The organism is Fodinibius halophilus, from assembly GCF_011059105.1.
Classification (GTDB): Bacteria; Bacteroidota; Rhodothermia; order Balneolales; family Balneolaceae; genus Fodinibius; species Fodinibius halophilus.
The window spans coordinates 76,433-95,504 of the sequence record NZ_JAALLS010000012.1 but is presented as its reverse complement, the minus strand read 5'-3'; the positions used below and the strand labels follow the sequence as shown (position 1 = coordinate 95,504).

Below are 19,072 nucleotides of genomic sequence, written 5' to 3'. Positions count from 1 at the left end.
AGTTATCCGTTTTTGTAATTTTCAATTTCATCGTCCGATGTGAGAGGCAGCTGGGCAGCATCTTCGTAATGGGAACGTCCCTTACGTATTAAGTGAATAATAAGCAGGACGAAGAATCCCAGAAACAGTATGAGTGAAATACTGGGGAAGATGCCTACACCCTCTATTGATCGTAATACCTCTTTATACATGACGTAATATCAGTTTGTATTTTGTTTTACCATGTCGCCTTTGCTCAGTGCTTTACTGGATGGCAGGCCTTCAAAGGGATTATTATTTCCTTTGATATCAATACCTAACCGCTGCAGATAAGCGATGATGGCAATAATTTGTTTGTCAGATTCAATTTTGATGCCGTCAATCTCCTTAAACCCGCTTTGGTGCAGATTTTGGGTGATCTCTTCAGCCTGGGCTTTAAGATCTGCCAGGGCCTCTTCTTCATAGCCGGGCGCATACGGAACACCTACCGTACGCAGGGCCGAGATACGCTCATCAATGGTTTCGGTATCCATTTCTTGTGTTAGCATCCATGGGTAGGCCGGCATAATTGATCCCGGTGATGTTGATGTGGGATCATACATGTGGCGCAGGTGCCATGAATCTGGATACTTGCCTCCTATGCGATGGAGGTCGGGACCGGTACGTTTTGAGCCCCAAAGGTGTGGGTGGTCATACACAAATTCACCGGCTTTGGAATACTCGCCGTAACGCTCGGTTTCGGAGCGGAAGGGGCGAATCATCTGCGAGTGACAATTATTACAACCTTCTGCTATATAGATGTCGCGACCTTCAACTTCGAGTGGTGTATATGGTTTAACGCTGGAAATCGTTGGCACATTGGAATCAACCAGGGCGGTAGGTACATATTCAACAATACCTCCAATAAGGATTACAATCAGTGTTAGCACTGTAAACTGTACCGGACGGCTTTCCAGGCGACGGTGCCATTTCTCGTTGTCGTCTCCGGTTGGGTCGGCAATAGGTTGTGCTTCGTCTTGCTCTTGTTCAACAAAAGAGCCTTGTTTGGCTGTTTTGTAGAGGTTATATACTGCAAAGCAGGCCCCCAAAATAAAGAGCGTTCCACCGACGGCGCGGAGTGCATACATCGGAATAATTTGCTGTACCGTCTCCAAGAAGTTAGGATATGCAAGCAGACCTTCAGAAGTAAACTCTTTCCACATCAAACTCTGTGTGATCCCGCCCCAGTACATTGGGATAACGTAGAAGATGGCTCCCAGTGTAGCAAACCAAAAGTGGACATTGGCAAGCTTTATAGAGTATAAGTCTGTATTGTAGATACGCGGCGTAATGTAATAGAGCATGGCAAAAGAAAGACCGCCATTCCAGAGCAGGGCTCCCAAGTGAACGTGCCCGATAATATAGTCGCTGTAGTGCGCTACGGCATTTACATTTCCGATGGAGAGCATCGGCCCCTCAAACGTTGCCATACCGTATGCGGTGACGCCAACAACTAAAAACTTAAGTACCGGATCTTCACGTACTTTGTCCCAGGCACCGCGGAGTGTTAACAGGCCGTTGAGCATACCACCCCAGGAAGGAGCAATAAGCATCAGGCTAAAAACAGTACCTAAGGCTTGAGCCCAGCCGGGCAGTGCGGTATAAAGCAAGTGGTGGGGTCCGGCCCAGATGTATAAGAAAATCAGTGACCAGAAGTGTACAATTGAAAGACGATAAGAAAATATTGGTCGGTTTGCCGCTTTGGGTATAAAGTAGTACATGATACCCAGAAAGGGGGTGGTCAGGAAGAATGCAACAGCATTGTGCCCGTACCACCACTGCACAAGGGCATCTTGCACGCCGGCATATACCGGGTAACTTTTCATTAACGTAGCTGGAATCTCAACGGAGTTAACCAAGTGTAGCACAGCTACCGTAACAAAGGTCGCAATGTAGAACCAGATTGCTACATACAGGTGCTTCTCTCGGCGCTTCCAGATCGTCATCAGCATATTGATGCCGAAGATGACCCATACAATAGTAATAGCAATATCAATAGGCCATTCCAGTTCGGCATATTCTTTACTGGTATTAAAGCCCATTGGCAATGAGATTACAGCAGACAGAATAATGCCCTGCCAGCCCCAAAAGTTAATTTTACTGAGCATATTGCTCCACATCGGAGTTTTGCACAGACGCGGGAGTGAATAGTATACACCATAAAAGATGGCGTTGCCTGCAAAGGCAAAAATTACTGCATTAGTATGCAGCGGGCGTAGGCGTCCGTACGAAAGCTCGGGAATGAAGCCAAGGAAAGAGGGATAAATAAGTTTTAGAGCAACAATGAGCCCAACAAGGAAACCAGTGATGCCCCAAAAAACGGTCGCAATCCCGAACTTCTTGACTATCTTATTGTCGTAGTAAAAAGTATCTACAGCCATTAATCGGTATTGTTTTTAGTGTTTGTTGTTTTTGATTGTTCTTTTGTATTGTCTTTGTTCTTGTCGAATAAGATTCGCATTGCCGGGGTGTGTCCGTCATCATATTGTCCATCGCGGACGGCCCAGAAGAAAAGTCCCAGAAATAGCAGTGCTACCATCAGGCTAAAACCAACAAGCATAAATATTACTTCCATGATGCCAGCCCCATCCTTTTTGCCGTCAGGTGCGTACTGACGGTAGTGAAAACCATAATGCTGATGGAACTCAACGGCATCAGGATAGCCGCTACAAGGGGCGATAATTGCCCGGCAACAGCAAAGCCAAGACCCACAATGTTATAGAGGAGTGAGATGGCGAAGCTAAATTTGATAATGGTAATACTGCGTTGAGAAAAATCGATAAAAGTATTCATGCGGCGTAGCGATTGTCCATCCATAATGGCATCGCATGCCGGTGTAAAAGAGCTAACATTATCAGTGAGGGCAATGCCAAAGTCACTTTGTTGCAGAGCCCCTGCATCATTGAGCCCGTCCCCAACCATGAGAATCGTATGTCCATTTTTTTGAAGCCCTTTAATAAAGTCTAATTTTTGTTGGGGCGTTTGATTAAACCGGAGAGCATTTTCTCCGAAAAATGGTGCAAACTGTCCCTTTTGAGAATCGTTATCACCGGAAAGTAAAAAGGTTGAAAACCGCTCTTTAAAAGTGCCAAGCATATCCTTGACCCCTCCGCGATAGCTGTTGCCAATTTCAAACCATCCCTTCCATTCTCCATCAATAGCAATATGTACGATCGATACTTCCTTATCGAGAGCAGGAGCCTGGATATTAGTGTTTAGCTGTTCTTCTACAAAAGAGGGGGATCCAATAATTACGTCCTTACCACTTACAACAGCTGTGATTCCTTTATTTATCTGTTCATTAAAGGATGTTACTTCAAGCTGAGCACCCTCCAGGTGAGCGGCAATTTTTTGGCTGAGGGGATGCATGGACTGCCGACAAGCAGTGGCAACCAGTGCCTGCCCGTTTTCCGAAATGGTACCATTAAAAACAACTTCTGCTCGATCGGCCTTGGTAAGGGTCCCCGTTTTATCAAACACAACCGAAGTAGTATTGGCAAGCTGCTCAACAACTTCAATTCCTTTTATATAGAGGCCGTTTCTCGACAAAATATTGAGGGCTGATCCCAGGGTAAAGGGGGTCGACAATGCCAGTGCACAGGGGCACGCAATAATAAGTACTGCTGTTGATACGGTAAGCGCCATTTCGGTGCTCGTAGGCAGCCATAAAATGCCGGCCGTGATAGCGATACCAATTACAGCCAATGTAAAATGGGGGCTGATACGGTCGGCAAGAGAGCTTATTTTTTGATTTTGGTCCTGATCTTCAAAGGCTGCATTGTTCCACAACTTAGTCAGGTAGCTGTTAGAAACTTCTTTAATAGTCTCCAGTTTTACAGAGGGACCAATGATTTTACCGCCGGCATATACGGTTTCGCCCTTCTGTACTTCTACCGGCTCCGATTCACCTGTAATAAAGCTGTAGTCTACATAGCAGTTATCAGAAAGTAAGAGGGCATCGGCCGGAAGCAATTCTCGGTTGCGAATAAGCATCTGCATTCCCTCAGTAAGCTTATCTATAGAAGTGGACTGTTCATCACCGGTATCATTTAAAACTGTAACAGAAATGGGCAAATAGGATTTGTAATCGCGATCAAAAGAAAGGCGTTCATATGTTTTTTTCTGGATGATGCGGCCAATCAACAGGAAAAAGACCAGGCCCGTAAATGAATCCATATAACCGGCGCCCACTCCTGCAGTAATTTCATACACACTGCGACTAAATAGGGCAAGAATGCCGACAGAGATGGGCACATCAAGATTTATGCCTCCTTGCTTGATCGCTGCCCATGCAGATTTGAGGTAGTCACTGCTGCTGTAGAGCAATACCGGAAGGGCAAGCGCTATATTGAGTATGCCAAAGAAAATGTGAAATGAACCCTGGGTATTCAGGGTAGATCCCGATAGGTATTCCGGGAAGCTGAACAACATGATATTCCCAAAGGCGAAGCCGGCAACGCCTAACTTCAGCCAAAGGCGACGGTTGGGAGAAGCCGCCTTTTTCTCATCTAGATTTTCGAGACGAAGTTCCGGTTCGTAGCCGATAGAAGCTAAGAGTTCAACCACTTCTCTCAGCGTAGTCTTTTCCTCATCAAAAGAAACGCTAAGCTCGCGCTTAAGAAAATTTACACTGCTTTTAGTGATACCTTCATTAAGCTTAAAAAGATTTTCGAGCAGCCATACACAAGAGGTACAGTGAATATTGGGGATATAGAAGCTGGCAGAGATAAAACCGTTATTTCTAAAGTCGACCAGGCGTTCAATTACAGATGCGTCTTCCAGGTAATCGAAACGCTTACTGCTTTGATACTTTTTGAAAGAAACGCCGGGCTGGTCTTCCAGGCAGTAGTAGGTGCCGAGTTCGTTCTCATCAAGAATTTCATAAACCATTTTGCACCCGGAACAGCAGAATGGTTTATCGTCCAGGTATACCGCTGTTTCATCGCAGGATTCCCCGCAGTGGTAACAGTCTGTAGATGTAAGTACGTCAGTATTCACTGGGTATGTTAGTCTTTTGAAAAATGAAGTCTGAGATTAAACCAGCTGTCAGACATATTTTCTTCAATTTTGTCGAAGGTGGTGTTCATTAACCACTTTTTTATGTTATCACGTTCCTTGGCCCAAAAGCTGTGGAAGGGACAAGGGTCGATATCTCCGCATCCCTCAATGCCCATAAAGCAGCGAGTAAAAAAGTCGGTGCCGTCAATTGCTTCTACTACTTCCATGAGTGTGATGTCGCTGGGGGGACGCGCAAGAAGTACACCACCGTTGAGTCCTCGGCGCGATTCTAAAATGCCCGAGGGCTTAAGCTTTGATAAAACCTGAGAGAGATACGGTGCCGGACAGTTCAATGGCTTTGCCAAATCTGCAGCAGATATTGTTGTGCCTTTCGGTTGTCGCGAAAGTACAATAACAGCCGACAGGGCGTACTGAGTCCCTTGAGATAACAGCTTCATCTACGAAACAGGGGGTTTTTATTAATCCTATATCTTTATTCTAATATCAAGGTTAGATTTTACGAAGGAATTTATTTAAACACAATATAGATTAAGGAGTATTTTGTCTTTTTACGGTAGTAAAAATAGTTTGCAAATACCCTAAGTGTTCTTTTATTAAAAGAGTACTACATCTTAAAACCTTAATTGTTATTTGTTGATTTCATGTTACTATCAAGTGCTTGTGTTTATGGATTGCGGGCGTCGGTTTATTTGGCGTCTGTTTCTGATGATTCTTACGTCTCTATCACCAAGATTAGTGAGGAGTTGGATATCTCGCGTCACTTTCTGACAAAGGTGCTACAAAAGCTGACAGATAACGATATCATGGAGTCGATGAAGGGGCCAAAGGGCGGTGTGCGACTTACTCGTCCGGGTGATGAGATCGTACTGTTAGAGATTGTTGCTGCTATTGACGGCATGGACATATTAACAGAATGTGCGCTTGGTTTGCCCGGTTGTGGCACGGCTAAGCCATGCCCTATCCACGACCAGTGGGCCGATACCCGTGATGAGATCCGTCAAATGTTAACAGAAACTACACTTCGTAATTTGGTGGATCGGGGCAAGGCCGGGAATTTGCGGCTTACCGAAGAGGGCGAGTTTAAATGGGCATAATTACTGGTGGGGTTACCCCGAAGCAGCTTCAATAACTTTTTTAATTGTTTCTGTTGGTTTCTCAACAAGCTTTTTTCGTTGGTATATTACTTCCCCTTTTTTGTTGAGGATAGTTATAAGATTGGAATGGGTAAAGTCAGTTTCACTAATTCGTTTATACCTGAAGCCAAGCAGGGCAGCAAGTTCAAGAATGTTGCCGTTGTTCCCGTGCAGTAATGTCCAGTGTTCATTATTCAGATCATTCTCTTCTGCAAACTGCTTAAGCTTGCCGGGAGTGTCGCGGGCGGGGTCAATGGAAACAATGGTAAAATTTGTTTGCCCGAGCACCTGAGCGGGTAACCCATCTTGTATACGCTTCATGTCGGCCAGGATTCGGGGACAGGCATATTCGCAACTGGTATAAACCATGGCCAGTATCTGTACCTTGCCCTTAAGGCTGTCGATATTTATAGTGGTACCATAGCGATTCTTCCATCTGCTGTTAATATGATAGATCGATCCGTCAGAAGGTTCTGAGGTACCCATATCCATATTGGAATGGGCAGAATGGTTATCCTTGGTGTCCTTATCTTGTTGTTTTTTTTCTTCTTCTGAACAACTGCTAAAGAATAGGCTGCCAGCCACAAAAAGTGTTAAAATCGTTACGTTTTTCATAGGCTTTATTATTTTATTCAATATCTTTAGCAAGCCGAAATCCAAGATTCCCAACCGAAAAATCTGCTTCCAGGCTACCACGCAAAGAGTAGCGTAAAAAGGCAGCGTAATTTTCTTTGTCAGCATCAGTGGCGGCCGAACTGCCTGCCGCGCAGTAAAACTGTTTAAGTTCACCTTGGTCACTGCGCGAGGCTCCGCTGATAAAAACGGTATTAAAGTTCTGGACCCACTCCCATATCAGGCCATGCATATCGTAAACTCCATGATAATTAGGCTTTTTTTGTCCCACATTGGGCATGGTATCGGGGTTAGGTTTACTGTACCAGTCTAAGATCTTTTGCACGAACTCTTTGTCCCTGCTGGCCAGAGGTTTCTGCTGATTTGCCGAGGCTACATATTCCCATTCGTCGAGGGTGGGCAGACGTTTCCCTTTCCATTTGGCATAGGCCCTGGCAGCAAACCATGAAACATTTGTAACCGGGCTGCTTCTTATTTTCTCAGCTTTAGGTCCCAGGTTAAGATCTCCTTGCCAGTGTTTAAGATATCCTTCTTCGGCAAAAATTGATTTTACATTAGATTTACGCCATTCAGGGTTTTCTTTAACAAAAGCCAGAAAATCAGCATTTGTTACCGGATATTTATCCATAAAAAAAGGTTCAACAGTTACGCTGTCTCCGCTACTACTGTAGAACGGCATATAGGTGCCTCGTTCTATATGTGCCATGCCTTTGGGTTGGGCAGAAGCCACTCCCCAAAGGCTAACTAATGACACAATGAATAAGAGTCTACAGGAAGTTTTCATACGTGTAAATGGCTACTTATTTTACCGGACCTTGTTCCCTGACTTCAGCAACTTGTTCAGGAGTAACAGTACCACCATCGTTACCAAAGTTATTTAATATATAGGTAATAACATTAGCAACTTCCTCATCCGTGAGGTTTTGTTTGGGCATTATCCCCTTATACGTTTCTCCATTTACAGTAATTTCCCCTGACAGGCCGTGTACAACAGCACTAATACCTTTCTTAGGATCATCATTCAGATAATCAGATTCAGCGACAGGAGGAAATGCTCCTTCTACTCCCGATCCATCTTTCATATGGCAAGATTGACAGACAGACATGTAGGTTTCTTGGCCAAACTTAATACGTTCTTCCACTGTTTGGGCAGTAGGTATTTCACGCTCTTTCTCTTCAGGCATCTCTTGTATAGCTCCTCCTTCGGGTTGGTAAACCCGATCAAGCTGTTGACCGGTATATACATTTTCATCTTCTTCACCTGATACCGAAAGTGTTGCAAGTGCCCCTTTGTTAAAGGCTCTGAAAATAGCGTGGTCAACAAGTATAAAGTTACCGGGTACTTCAGTAGTGAATTCAACCATACTGGCTCCCCCAGCGGGTACCGATGTGGTCTGTACATTTTTTTGAACGTGATCTCCTCCTTCATAGTGCACCTTGTCAAAGATCTCTCCAATTACATGGAACGAGGAGGTGAGATTAGGCCCACCGTTACCTACAAATAAGCGCACTTTGTCGTCTTTTTCTGCAGTTATGGATTTATCATTCATCATAGAATTGACTGCACCGTTAAATACAACGTATTCGGGATGTTCATCAATAGCTTTATTCATATCAAATGGCTGCAGTCCGCGTTCTCCGTAATCCCCTTCCGTGTAGAACTCGCTCTGCATTACATAATACTCTTTATCAACTTCCGGCAGTCCCTCATGAGGCTCAACCAAAATAAGTCCATACATGCCATTGGCGATATGCATACCTACCGGGGCGGTTGCGCAGTGGTATACGTAGAGGCCGGGGTTCAGCGCTCTGAAAGAAAAGACGGTTTCACGTCCCGGTGCAGTAAAGGTAGATTCGGCACCGCCGCCCGGGCCATTAACAGCGTGCAGGTCAATATTATGGGGCAGTTTATTGTCGGGATGATTTTTCAGGTGAAACTCAACCATATCTCCTTCGCGGACTCGGATAAACTTTCCCGGCACCGAACCGCCAAAGGTCCACATGGTATAAGTGACTCCATCAGCCAGTTTCATCTCTTTTTCAACCACTTCTAGGTCAACTGTTAGTTTTGTAGCATGGTCTCTGTCTATGGGAGGCGGTACATTGGGCGGCATGGTTAACTCGGCCTTTTCCTCGCCCTCAATTTCTGCTTCTTGTGGGTTAAAATTGTCTTTGCTGGAACAACTGTATAGTAGAGCAACAGATAGTGTGGTGAGTAAAACGGTGGTTAGTTTATCTCTCAAGCTATTCATAACATTCCTCTATATTTAGTTAATTGTTGGAACGCGCCTTCAATCCTTTATTAATTGTTTTTAATCTATCAGATCCCAATATCAATCCCAAGTTGAAAGTTCTTTTTATAACTATTTAAAACTGTATGGATGAATAATGGACGATGATATTATCATGAGCTCTTCATACTTCGTTCAAAGTAGTGCCCTACTATATCCTTTGTTTAGTAAATTAGATCTAAGTTACATCATTTATGATTTTTATAGATAACGAAGGCGTTACCAATCCCCACCTAAATTTAGCGCTTGAAGAATATGCGCTGCGTAATCTCGATTACAGTCACGATTATCTTCTGTTCTATATTAATGATCCATCAATTATTATTGGCAGAAACCAGAATACCCTGGAAGAGATAAACCATGAGTATGTAGAACAAGAAGATATCTACGTGGTTCGCCGTATTTCGGGCGGTGGGGCGGTATATCATGATACCGGTAATCTGAACTTTAGTTTTATTACCGATTATGATAAAAAGCACCTGAATAATTTCCGGAAGTTCACGGATCCTGTAATTAGGGTATTAGAATCTATGGGAGTTAATGCAGCGCTTAGTGGTCGGAATGATATACAGGTAGATGGAAGGAAAATATCGGGCAATGCCCAGTTTTCGAGTGTGAAACGAATGTTTAGCCATGGGACACTTCTTTTTGACAGTGATCTCTCTGAGGTTACCAATGCGCTGGATGTTAAGATGAGTAAGATCCAGTCAAAGGGACATAAGTCGGTTCGCAGTCGTGTAGCTAATATCAGTGAATTTTTGGATGAGCCAATGCCTGTTACAGTGTTCAGAGAAAAGTTGCTGGAAGGGTTGTACGAGTATCGCGATGATTTTGAAACCTACCAGCTAACGGAAAAGGAGTGGGCGGAAGTTCATGAGCTTAAAAATGAGAAGTATGATCAATGGGATTGGAATTTTGGCAAATCCCCGAAGTTTAACATTAAGCGTAGCCGCAGATTTGAAGCCGGAGAGATAGATTTACGGCTGGATGTTGAAAAGGGACACATCGAAAATGTTAAGATCTATGGAGATTTCTTTGGCAAAGAACCCGTGGAACAGTTGGAAGATCATCTGCAGGGAGCGCGTTATGACCGGGAAGAGGTTGAAGAGCTTTTGTCTCCAATAGATATTGAGGGATATTTTGGGTCAGTGCCCAAAGAGGAATTTATCGAACTGGTTTATGGGGCTGATGAATAAAATAATATTATAGTATTCTGATCCCTCGGAAATGAATGAACACCTGAAATACTATTTATGAAACCAATCTTTGAAGATCTAAAAGTAGTTGAGTTGGCAAGTGTACTTGCTGGACCCGCTGTAGGTAATTTCTTTTCGGAGCTGGGCGCTGAAGTTGTAAAGGTAGAAAATAAGAAAAACGATGGAGATGTAACGAGGAGATGGCGACAGGAAGGTGAAACAGAGCAGGGGCCATCCGCATACTATGCCTCGGTAAACTGGAATAAAGAGGTACGTTTCATGGACTTGGGGGACCCCGAAGATCAGGCAGTCGTTCGACAGCTGCTTAGTGAAGCGGATGTCGTGATATCCAACTTTAAAAAGGGAGATGGAGAAAAGTTTGATCTCACCTATGATGATGTAAAGGCAATAAATCCAACTATCATTTACGGACATATTTCGGGCTTCGGAAGCGAAAGTGATCGGCTGGCTTATGACCTAATATTGCAAGCCGAAACAGGGTTTATGTCGATGAACGGGCAGCCCGAAAGTCCGCCTACTAAAATGCCGCTGGCTTTGATTGATCTGTTAGCAGCGCACCAGCTCAAAGAGGGCATTTTATGTGCCCTACTGAAGCAAAAGGATCAGCCTAACCAACCATTTAAAATTGAGGCAAGTCTTTACGGCAGCGCTGTGTCTTCACTGATTAATCAGGCAACTAACTGGTTAATGAATAGAAATATCCCTCAACGTATAGGCTCTTTGCATCCGAATATAGCCCCTTATGGAGAGGTATTCACTACTGATGATGGGGCGTCAGTTACGTTTGCAATAGGAAGTGATCGCCAGTTTCAGGATTTGTGTACTATTTTAGACGCACAAATCCTATCACAACAAAAGGAATTTCAAGAGAATACCGACAGGGTAGAAAACCGTGAATTATTGGCTGAAAAAATCCAGGAAAAGGTGGAGGCATTAGAGTGTGGGGAGTTGTTGAAAGAGTGCAGAAACCATCATGTGCCTGCTGCTAGAATAAAAAATTTGAAACAGGTCTTTGAGTCTGACAAAGCCCAATCGTTGTTGTTAAAAGAAAAGTTAGAGGGCAGGGAAACGGTTCGGCCCCGGTCCACTGTTTTCGATATTACTAAGTAGTAATTTTAAAACTCTCTCTCTTGTTTATAGGAAGGCTTTGCAAAGTCTGTTGGATGACAGTCCTGAGAAAGCTATACATCCGTTAAAGTAATAAGTGAGTGTTAGAGTTATAACGATCTCCAAACCAAAAACCGGTTTGTACCATCCTATGAAGTTGATAAAATGTTTCTATCGGCAATTTAGGACAATTAACTCTTTTATTTGTTATATTTAGTCACTGCCTGACATTGAGGGTATAGTAAGAATTTGAAGTAATGACAAAATGATGGAAAAAGACTTCTTTAGTAATTGGTATCCCATGCGGTGGGTGGTTTTTGTAGCCGGCTTGTTTATGGCAATCCAGGCTATTCGTTATATGGATGCGCTTTCTGCCCTGCTTGGTGGATTTATGTTATATCAGGCAATTACTAACAAAGGTTGTTTGGTTGGACGAAACTGCTCGGCTTCACATGCAAATGATGCTGAGTCTTCGCATGCCGATACAATAGAATACACAGAAATAAAGGAAAGATGATATGGCTGATAAAACAGAGCAATCCAGTTCATTTTCGGAATTAATAAGCGGAGAAACACCGGTACTGGTCGATTTTTATGCCGATTGGTGTGGCCCCTGCAAGGCAATGAATCCCATATTGAAGAAACTCAAAAAGATGATGGGAGACCGTATTAATATCATAAAGGTAGATGCTGAGAAAAACGCAGATGCGGCTATTAAATATAATGTCCGCGGTGTACCTGCTCTCATTCTGTTTAAAAATGGTCAGATATTATGGCAGCAGTCAGGGGTTGTGCAAGCTAAGCAGCTGCAACAGATTATCAACCAGAAAATTACAAGCGGATGAGTGAAGCAGAACATAAGTATGAAGTGGACCTTTCCTGGAAAAAAGATAGAATTGGAACATTACGGTCAAACGAATTAGAGCAAGAAATAGAGGTGGCAACGCCACCCCAGTTTCCCGGAGGTGTAGAAGGAATCTGGTCACCGGAGCACCTGTTTACTTCATCTGTTAGCAGTTGTTTTATGACTACGTTTATTGCTATTGCAGAATATTCAAAGCTGGAGTTTAAAGAATTGGACGTTAATGCTACGGCCAAGGTTGGTAAGGTAGACGGTAAATTTGAGGTAACAGAAATTATATTACGCCCCCAACTTGTTATTGCGGATGAAAAGAGATCAGATAAAGCATTACGAATATTGGAAAAAGCTGAAAAAGCTTGTTTAATTTCGCGATCAGTCAGTACAGAAATATTACTTAACCCTGATATTCAGGTTATTGCCTAAAATTAAATTTTAAAACACTTAGTTATGAGCAAGTTAAATCATATTGGATTAGATAAAGATAAATCGAAAGAATTGGGCGAGAAACTCAACGCACTGTTGGCAAATTATTCGATCTTTTATCAAAATACACGCGGTTATCACTGGAATATTAAGGGAGATACGTTTTTTGAGCTGCACCAGAAGTTTGAAGAACTGTACAACGATCTCTTTATAAAAATTGATGATGTCGCCGAACGGATTTTAACATTGGGGGGAACTCCTAATCATAACTATTCTGCTTATATCACACAGTCTGTAATTAAAGAAAGCAAGCAGGTAACAGATGGAAAAGAAGCCGTTCGAGAAATTTTAAATGCATATAAGTCAATTATAAAACTCCAGCGAGAAATTTTAGAACTTTCTGACGAACTTGGTGATGAGGGTACAAATGCTTTGATGAGTGATTACATCAGTGAACAGGAAAAAAAGGTTTGGATGTATTCATCCTATATAAGTGATCAATAAGTGCAAGTGTGGATGGAGCAGCTATCACTTTTAGATAGCTGTTGTATCCGGTATTTAAAATCTTAATACAACATAAATTCTAGTGTCATGTCTTATTATTACAGTACTGTTATTGATTTACCATTTGAAGAGGCTATTGAAAAAACAACGGAGGAGCTTAAAAAAGAGGGCTTTGGGGTGCTCACAGAAATTGATATAAAGGCGACCCTAAAAAAGAAGCTGGACGTAGATTTTAAGAAGTATCAGATATTGGGAGCATGTAATCCCCCTCTTGCCCATAAGGCCCTAACTGCCGAAGATCATATAGGGCTAATGTTACCATGTAATGTTATAGTACAGGAACATGAGAATGGAGAAGTAGAGGTATCAGCCGTTGACCCGGTTGCTTCCATGCAGGCAATCGAAAATGAAGGATTGGGAGAGGTCGCCCGGAACGTACAAGGATTGCTCCAAAAAGTGATCGATCGCCTTTAGAGTAATCGTTATTCAGTTGAAGGTATCTTGTAGATGACAGAATTGATGTTCATGCCTGCTCCTACTGAAGAAAATACAATGTGGTCGCCCTTGTTAATTTGATGCCCTTCCATTTGGTCTCGTAGTATAAGATCCAGTAACGTAGGGACGGTAGCAACCGAGGTATTCCCAAGCCAGGATATGGTCATGGGCATGATATCCTTTGGGTCCTTGTCATAACCGTAGAGTTTAGCGAGCCGGTCCATAATTGCAGTATCCATCTTGGCATTGGCTTGGTGGATAAGAACCTTCTTGATATCCTTAAATTTGATTCCGGCATCCTGAATACTGGCTTTAACAACTCCCGGCACATTTTGTAGTGCATATTGATAAAGTTTTCGCCCGTCCATTTTAAGGTAAAGCGTATCGTCGCTATTGGGGTGGAATGAAGGAGCCATGCGTAAAAAGTAAGCTTGATCAGCATCTGTGCGAGCGGCATGGCTGAGTAGGCCTGTCTTTTCACTGGTTTCTCGGGATTCCAATATAGTAGCTCCGGCTCCATCGGCATAAATCATGCTATCACGATCGTGGGGGTCACAAATGCGGGAGAGGGTTTCGGTGCCGATAATAAGTCCGGCAGAAGCATTACCGCTTTGAAGGTAGTAGTGGCACTGGATGAGGCCTTGCAACCAACCGGGACATCCAAAGGGAAGATCGTAGCCAATACAGCCGGGATTTTTTATGCCCAGTTTATTTTTAACCCGTGAAGCCAGGCTTGGTACCATATCCACTTTGGGGTTTTTAGCTCTGACATCTCCAAAATTGTGAGCGACGATAATATAATCGAGGTTTTCGGCTTCTAGTCCCGCTGATTTGATGGCCATCTGGCCTGCTTCGGCCCCCATATCCGAAGCAAGCATATCCTCTTCGGCATATCTGCGCTCCTTAATGCCGGTGATCTCTGCAAACTTTTCAATAATTTCCTCATTTTCCTTGTCAAAAGGAGTGCCGTTGGCATTTAAAAAGGTACGGTCTAAGAAATGACTGTTTGGAACTTTTGTTTTGGGAATATAAGATCCGGTGCCGGTAATTATGGAGCGATACTGTTGTTGCATAGAGATACTGTTTTTAGAAGCCCTTCTTATAAGTTAATGTCCGTTGACTTATTTAGTGATACTATTTTTTAATTGGCATTGTATAAAAAAAGTAATCAACTGTGAATCCATATAATACGACTGCAGTGGTCTGCCTCAGTTAGCAGTTTAAGTTGTTAGGTAAGGGAATTGTGATATAAATGCCAGTGAAATTTAAAACTGTTTATTAATGGATATATCCTGTAACTGGAATGGGTTATGATCTCATAGGTCATAAAATATTCTTGTAAATCTGCAGTAGTCGAATGTCAAACTGTTGCAAGTCTGCAATACTGCTCCCCGTGTATTACTAGGGTTTTATTTTTTACCCTCCTTTGAGCCTTAAATCACCTTTTCTATAAAAAATTTCAAAAAATTCTGAATCTGGTATAACTCTTGCATCTATCTTAGTAGACAAATTGATCTATAGACAAATAACTCTATAATATAAATCAAAAAATCTGAATAAGATGGAAACGAAAAACGATAAAACGGTTGAAGAAAAAAATATAACCACAGATAAAAAGCAGTCTCGCAAGAACTTCTTGAGAAATACCGGTGCAGCATTACTCTCCGGTGGCTTTCTGGCAAGTATGGGATTTCCATTCCAGTCTAAAGCTAATGATCTGGGAGCTCCGACTAATACTGATCCGGCCTCTACCTCAATATTCTCTCTACCAAAAGTGAATAGAGTGGCAGCTGACCCAACGGATATTCCTGCTCCTATCAAGCGTCGCAGCTCAAAGACACACAATATTACGCTTGAGAGTAAAGAGGTTGTTGCTGAAATCGAGGACGGTGTGAAGTTTAAGTATTTGACATACGGCGGACAGGTTCCCGGTCCCATGCTTCGTGTACGGCGCGGTGATACTATTATTTTGAACCATAAGAATCTTACTGACAACACGATGATCCACAACGTGGACTTCCACGCTTGTTATGGCCCCGGTGGCGCTGCGGATGCTACAATTTGCCCTCCCGGTCAATCCAAGAAAGTGAAGTTCAAGGCGATGTATCCCGGAGCATATATCTATCACTGTGCGGTACCTCGTATGGATTATCACATCAGCAGTGGTATGTACGGAATGATTTTGGTAGAGCCTGAAGAAGGATTACCAGAAGTTGACCACGAGTTCTATTTCGGTCAGAACGAAATTTATACCGACAAGGCAGCTGGTACTAAAGGATTACACGGCTTTGATACCGAGCGGATGAAGGCAGAAGATCCGACCTATGTCGTGCTGAATGGCGAAAAGTACGCTATTACAGGAAATCGTCATGGTGCGCTTACGGTGAAGAAAGGAGATACTGCACGTGTATACCTTGTAACAGGTGGCCCTAACGTGACCAGTAATTTCCACCCCATTGGCAACGTATTTACCAAGGCTTGGAGAGAAGGAGCTATTGCAAGTGAACCAGAGCGTTACGTTCAAACTTGCCAGGTGCCTCCGGGAAGCTGTGGGATTTTTGAAATGGACTTCCCCGTGCCCGGACCGGTTAAGATGGTAGATCACGCACTCACCCGTGTAGCGAAGAAAGGTATGCTCGGCATTATTAATGTAGAGGGTGCTAAAGAAGCCGATATTTTCGATCCGGACATCACCTAAACAACAAAGAATTTTAAATCATAAATACTAGAACTATGAAAACAATAAAGCGAATACTACCCGTACTGTTGATCATGTTCATGGCACAAGTGGTCATGGCTAACGACACAGCACCGAAGGTTATCGAAATGGATGGTACTAACCAGATGAAGTTTACGGTAACGAACATAGAAGCGCAGCCAGGACAGGAGATTACGGTTAAGCTCACAACTGTTAGTGACTTTCCGAAGGCAGCAATGGCTCACAATTTTGTGCTCCTTACAGCTGATGCTGATGTAACAGCTGTTGCTCGTGCCTCAGCCAAAGCCTCAGACAATGAGTATATCCCTGCGGATATGAAAGATCAGATCATTGCTTACACAGGTTTGGCCGGTGGCGGCGAAACAGTAGAGGTCACCTTTACGGCTCCTGAGGAGCCCGGTGATTATGAGTACATCTGTAGTTTTCCCGGCCACTTTGCTGGGGGTATGAAAGGAGTACTCACGGTTAAATAATAAGGCAACCTAGTTTATCGTAATTCTGGGTTTCCATCTTAAAGACTGGAGAGGATTGCATCAGGCAGTTCTCTCCGGTTTTAATTAAAGGTGGCAGAATAACTTACATACAAGAATTTTAAAAATTATTAGCAATGAAATTTTATAAAGCTATTCGCCGACTAACAATTATTTCATCTGTACTATTTGCAATTCCGGCGTTGGTACAGGCACAACTTTCTTTAGATGGGGAGTTACGACCACGAACGGAATATCGGAATGGATATAGAACAGTACGAACTGCGGATATGGATCCCGCATTTTTTACCTCGCAAAGAGCACGACTTACTCTACAATACAAAACGGATCTGTACAAAATTAAAGTTGCCGGACAGGATGTACGTACCTGGGGTGAGGTAGCGCAGCTGCAAGATAATCCCAATGTCAATATCCATGAAGTTTGGGCCCAATTAAAGGTCACAGATGCAATGGATCTAAAACTTGGTCGCCAAGAACTTATTTATGACGACCATCGCCTGTTAGGCAGCGTTAATTGGACGCAACAGGCCCGTAGTCACGATGCGTTAGTGGTGAAGGTAGATAACAATAACTTTAAGTTGGATTTGGGAGCTGCTTATAACCAAGAGGCTCAAAACGTTATTGGAAATACTTACACCATGAATAACTACAAGGTGTTATCGTACTTGTGGTTACATAAAAAGATGGATGCATTTAATATTTCTGTCATAGGTATTACTGATGGTTTCCAAGTTACTGATGCCACTAACTTTCGTTATACCTATGGTACGCATTTAGCCTATAACAAGGATGCATTTAATGCATCCGGAAGTATCTATCTGCAGAATGGAGATGATAATATGCGAACTGATATCTCTGCCTGGATGTATGCAGTTAAGGCAGGATATAACTTTGGTAGCTTCGGACTAACAGCTGGCTATGATTATTTGTCTGGGGGTAGCGTGAATGATAACAATCCCCAGCGAAACGTATTCAATACGTTGTATGCCACAAACCACAAGTTCTATGGTAATATGGATTACTTCTTGAATGTGCCAAATGATACGCAGCTGGGCGGTCTCCAGGATATCTATCTGAAGGCAACTTATACTGCCTCTGAAAAGACAACTCTGTCATTGACCTATCACAACTTTGCACTTGCAGAGGAGGTTTCAGCAACGTCTTCTCTGGATAAAGGGCTAGGGGCTGAGTTTGATTTTAATCTGTCTCACAGTTTTAGTGATGATATTGCATTAAAGATGGGATACTCTCTGTTAAGTTCTACCGATTCAATGGAACGTATCAAGGGTGTGCCTGGAGCTGAATCAACACAGCACTGGGGTTGGGTAATGTTATCTGTTACACCCAGTTTTATTAAGTAAGAAAAGGTGTAGATCCCTGCAGCCCGTTATTCAAAACGATAGTAGGGCAAGCAGTAATTCTGCTTGCCCGGCTGTTTTAAACAAGAAGGGTTAGTCTGCCTTGGTGGCATTTATGGGGTTAAGGAGTGATTCCGCTTTCCCGGGGTCGTCAATAACATCTTGAAGGGTTGTGTTTTCGGCCCACCACTGGAATGAGTCTTTAAGTTGGCTCCAGGTGTTATGTAGTGGACACGGATCATCGCTGTCGCATTCATCCCAGCCAAACACACAGCTGTTAGGTTCAATTTTATAATCTACCGTGGCTAAAATACTTCTGAATTTGATTTCACTGGGATCTTTAGCAAGTCGAAACCCGCCACCGTGCCCCTTTTGAGAGGTCACAAGGTCGGCTTCAACCATCTTGCGTAAAATTTTAGATAAGTAATGGCTGGGAATACCGGTAGCACGTGCGAGTACTTTTGATGGAACAGGGCGCCCGTCTTTTTTGAGGGCAATACAGGCCATTGCTCGCAATGCGTATTCTGCAGTCTGAGGTAAATGCATAAGTAATTGATCAGGTTTGTAAGTATCAGTTGTTCAGTACTGGCTGATCCCTGATGTCAGTCATCTATATATACTAAATATGATTACAAAAATAAGGGATCTGTGTTATAAACCAATTGTGATTATGTGAAGCTTACCTACGGTTTTGGTAAGAAGCTTGGACCATATAATATATAAAAAAAATTTATCAATAGACTTGTATATCTATTAAAAAATATCGATTATAGACATAGACATCTATTGAAAAACTGGAGTT

At 43.0% G+C, this 19,072-nt stretch carries 21 protein-coding genes; 11 read left to right on the top strand and 10 right to left on the bottom strand.

The annotated features are described in order from the left end of the window. Positions 1 to 2: 2 nt before the first annotated feature. Genes G3569_RS10585 through G3569_RS10565 form a run of 5 tightly spaced genes read right to left on the bottom strand, consistent with a single transcriptional unit; the run spans position 3 to position 5,474 of the window. A complete protein-coding gene (locus G3569_RS10585) occupies positions 3 to 191 on the bottom strand; it encodes a cbb3-type cytochrome oxidase subunit 3 (RefSeq protein WP_165268899.1) in 189 nt (62 codons plus the stop codon). Between the two features lie 9 nt (positions 192 to 200). Next, entirely contained in the window at positions 201 to 2,399 is a 2,199-nt protein-coding gene (gene ccoN / locus G3569_RS10580) for a cytochrome-c oxidase, cbb3-type subunit I (RefSeq protein ID WP_165268897.1), read from the bottom strand. Beyond that, the gene (ccoS, locus tag G3569_RS10575) at positions 2,399 to 2,593 is read right to left on the bottom strand and encodes a cbb3-type cytochrome oxidase assembly protein CcoS (RefSeq protein ID WP_165268895.1); all 195 of its coding nucleotides are present in this window, start codon (positions 2,591 to 2,593) and stop codon (positions 2,399 to 2,401) included. The genes ccoN and ccoS overlap by 1 nt, the downstream gene beginning before the upstream one ends. After that, the gene (locus G3569_RS10570) at positions 2,584 to 5,016 is read right to left on the bottom strand and encodes a heavy metal translocating P-type ATPase (RefSeq protein WP_205720140.1); all 2,433 of its coding nucleotides are present in this window, start codon (positions 5,014 to 5,016) and stop codon (positions 2,584 to 2,586) included. Before G3569_RS10570 ends, ccoS begins: the two co-directional genes overlap by 10 nt. Before the next feature lie 8 nt (positions 5,017 to 5,024). Next, positions 5,025 to 5,474, bottom strand: a complete 450-nt coding sequence (locus G3569_RS10565; protein ID WP_165268893.1) for an RrF2 family transcriptional regulator — start codon at positions 5,472 to 5,474, stop codon at positions 5,025 to 5,027. A 204-nt stretch (positions 5,475 to 5,678) separates the two neighbouring features. Here G3569_RS10565 and G3569_RS10560 point away from each other — a divergent pair, with 204 nt between their 5' ends. Then, complete coding sequence (locus tag G3569_RS10560; protein ID WP_165268891.1) at positions 5,679 to 6,131, top strand: RrF2 family transcriptional regulator; 453 nt, start codon at positions 5,679 to 5,681, stop codon at positions 6,129 to 6,131. A 12-nt stretch (positions 6,132 to 6,143) separates the two neighbouring features. Here the strand turns inward: G3569_RS10560 and G3569_RS10555 are convergent, their stop codons facing one another. The 3 genes from G3569_RS10555 to nirK (G3569_RS10545) are packed head-to-tail and all read right to left on the bottom strand — an operon-like array spanning position 6,144 to position 9,055. Beyond that, positions 6,144 to 6,785, bottom strand: a complete 642-nt coding sequence (locus G3569_RS10555; protein ID WP_165268889.1) for an SCO family protein — start codon at positions 6,783 to 6,785, stop codon at positions 6,144 to 6,146. 13 nt (positions 6,786 to 6,798) lie between these two features. Next, entirely contained in the window at positions 6,799 to 7,557 is a 759-nt protein-coding gene (locus G3569_RS10550; protein ID WP_205720139.1) for a formylglycine-generating enzyme family protein, read from the bottom strand. 46 nt (positions 7,558 to 7,603) lie between these two features. Then, positions 7,604 to 9,055 carry a copper-containing nitrite reductase gene (gene nirK / locus G3569_RS10545; RefSeq protein ID WP_165268887.1) on the bottom strand — a complete coding sequence of 484 codons (1,452 nt, stop codon included), beginning with the start codon at positions 9,053 to 9,055 and terminating at the stop codon, positions 7,604 to 7,606. 233 nt (positions 9,056 to 9,288) lie between these two features. Here nirK (G3569_RS10545) and lplA point away from each other — a divergent pair, with 233 nt between their 5' ends. From lplA to G3569_RS10510, 7 genes are all read left to right on the top strand, one after another. Further along, complete coding sequence (lplA, locus tag G3569_RS10540; protein WP_165268885.1) at positions 9,289 to 10,290, top strand: lipoate--protein ligase; 1,002 nt, start codon at positions 9,289 to 9,291, stop codon at positions 10,288 to 10,290. 57 nt (positions 10,291 to 10,347) lie between these two features. Further along, positions 10,348 to 11,421: a CaiB/BaiF CoA transferase family protein gene (locus G3569_RS10535; RefSeq protein ID WP_205720138.1), complete on the top strand. Its 1,074-nt coding sequence runs from the start codon at positions 10,348 to 10,350 to the stop codon at positions 11,419 to 11,421. Between the two features lie 262 nt (positions 11,422 to 11,683). Then, complete coding sequence (locus tag G3569_RS10530; RefSeq protein ID WP_165268883.1) at positions 11,684 to 11,935, top strand: hypothetical protein; 252 nt, start codon at positions 11,684 to 11,686, stop codon at positions 11,933 to 11,935. Position 11,936: 1 nt separating this feature from the next. Beyond that, complete coding sequence (gene trxA, locus G3569_RS10525; protein ID WP_165268881.1) at positions 11,937 to 12,263, top strand: thioredoxin; 327 nt, start codon at positions 11,937 to 11,939, stop codon at positions 12,261 to 12,263. Beyond that, a complete protein-coding gene (locus tag G3569_RS10520; RefSeq protein ID WP_165268879.1) occupies positions 12,260 to 12,703 on the top strand; it encodes an OsmC family protein in 444 nt (147 codons plus the stop codon). The genes trxA and G3569_RS10520 overlap by 4 nt, the downstream gene beginning before the upstream one ends. Before the next feature lie 24 nt (positions 12,704 to 12,727). Continuing rightward, complete coding sequence (locus G3569_RS10515) at positions 12,728 to 13,207, top strand: Dps family protein (RefSeq protein WP_165268877.1); 480 nt, start codon at positions 12,728 to 12,730, stop codon at positions 13,205 to 13,207. An 87-nt stretch (positions 13,208 to 13,294) separates the two neighbouring features. After that, the gene (locus tag G3569_RS10510; RefSeq protein ID WP_165268875.1) at positions 13,295 to 13,681 is read left to right on the top strand and encodes a DUF302 domain-containing protein; all 387 of its coding nucleotides are present in this window, start codon (positions 13,295 to 13,297) and stop codon (positions 13,679 to 13,681) included. An 8-nt stretch (positions 13,682 to 13,689) separates the two neighbouring features. On the opposite strand, the gene G3569_RS10505 is transcribed toward G3569_RS10510, so the two are convergent. Beyond that, positions 13,690 to 14,775, bottom strand: a complete 1,086-nt coding sequence (locus G3569_RS10505) for a 3-oxoacyl-ACP synthase III family protein (protein WP_165268873.1) — start codon at positions 14,773 to 14,775, stop codon at positions 13,690 to 13,692. Positions 14,776 to 15,263: 488 nt separating this feature from the next. Here G3569_RS10505 and nirK (G3569_RS10500) point away from each other — a divergent pair, with 488 nt between their 5' ends. The 3 genes from nirK (G3569_RS10500) to G3569_RS10490 all read left to right on the top strand — a co-directional run bounded on the left by nirK (G3569_RS10500) (position 15,264) and on the right by G3569_RS10490 (position 18,273). Continuing rightward, positions 15,264 to 16,400: a copper-containing nitrite reductase gene (gene nirK, locus G3569_RS10500; protein ID WP_205720137.1), complete on the top strand. Its 1,137-nt coding sequence runs from the start codon at positions 15,264 to 15,266 to the stop codon at positions 16,398 to 16,400. 35 nt (positions 16,401 to 16,435) lie between these two features. Beyond that, on the top strand, positions 16,436 to 16,894 hold the full coding sequence (locus G3569_RS10495; RefSeq protein ID WP_165268871.1) for a plastocyanin/azurin family copper-binding protein: 459 nt from the start codon (positions 16,436 to 16,438) through the stop codon (positions 16,892 to 16,894). A 134-nt stretch (positions 16,895 to 17,028) separates the two neighbouring features. Continuing rightward, the gene (locus G3569_RS10490; RefSeq protein WP_165268869.1) at positions 17,029 to 18,273 is read left to right on the top strand and encodes a porin; all 1,245 of its coding nucleotides are present in this window, start codon (positions 17,029 to 17,031) and stop codon (positions 18,271 to 18,273) included. Between the two features lie 90 nt (positions 18,274 to 18,363). On the opposite strand, the gene G3569_RS10485 is transcribed toward G3569_RS10490, so the two are convergent. Beyond that, positions 18,364 to 18,816 carry an RrF2 family transcriptional regulator gene (locus G3569_RS10485; RefSeq protein WP_165268867.1) on the bottom strand — a complete coding sequence of 151 codons (453 nt, stop codon included), beginning with the start codon at positions 18,814 to 18,816 and terminating at the stop codon, positions 18,364 to 18,366. Between the last annotated feature and the right edge of the window lie 256 nt (positions 18,817 to 19,072).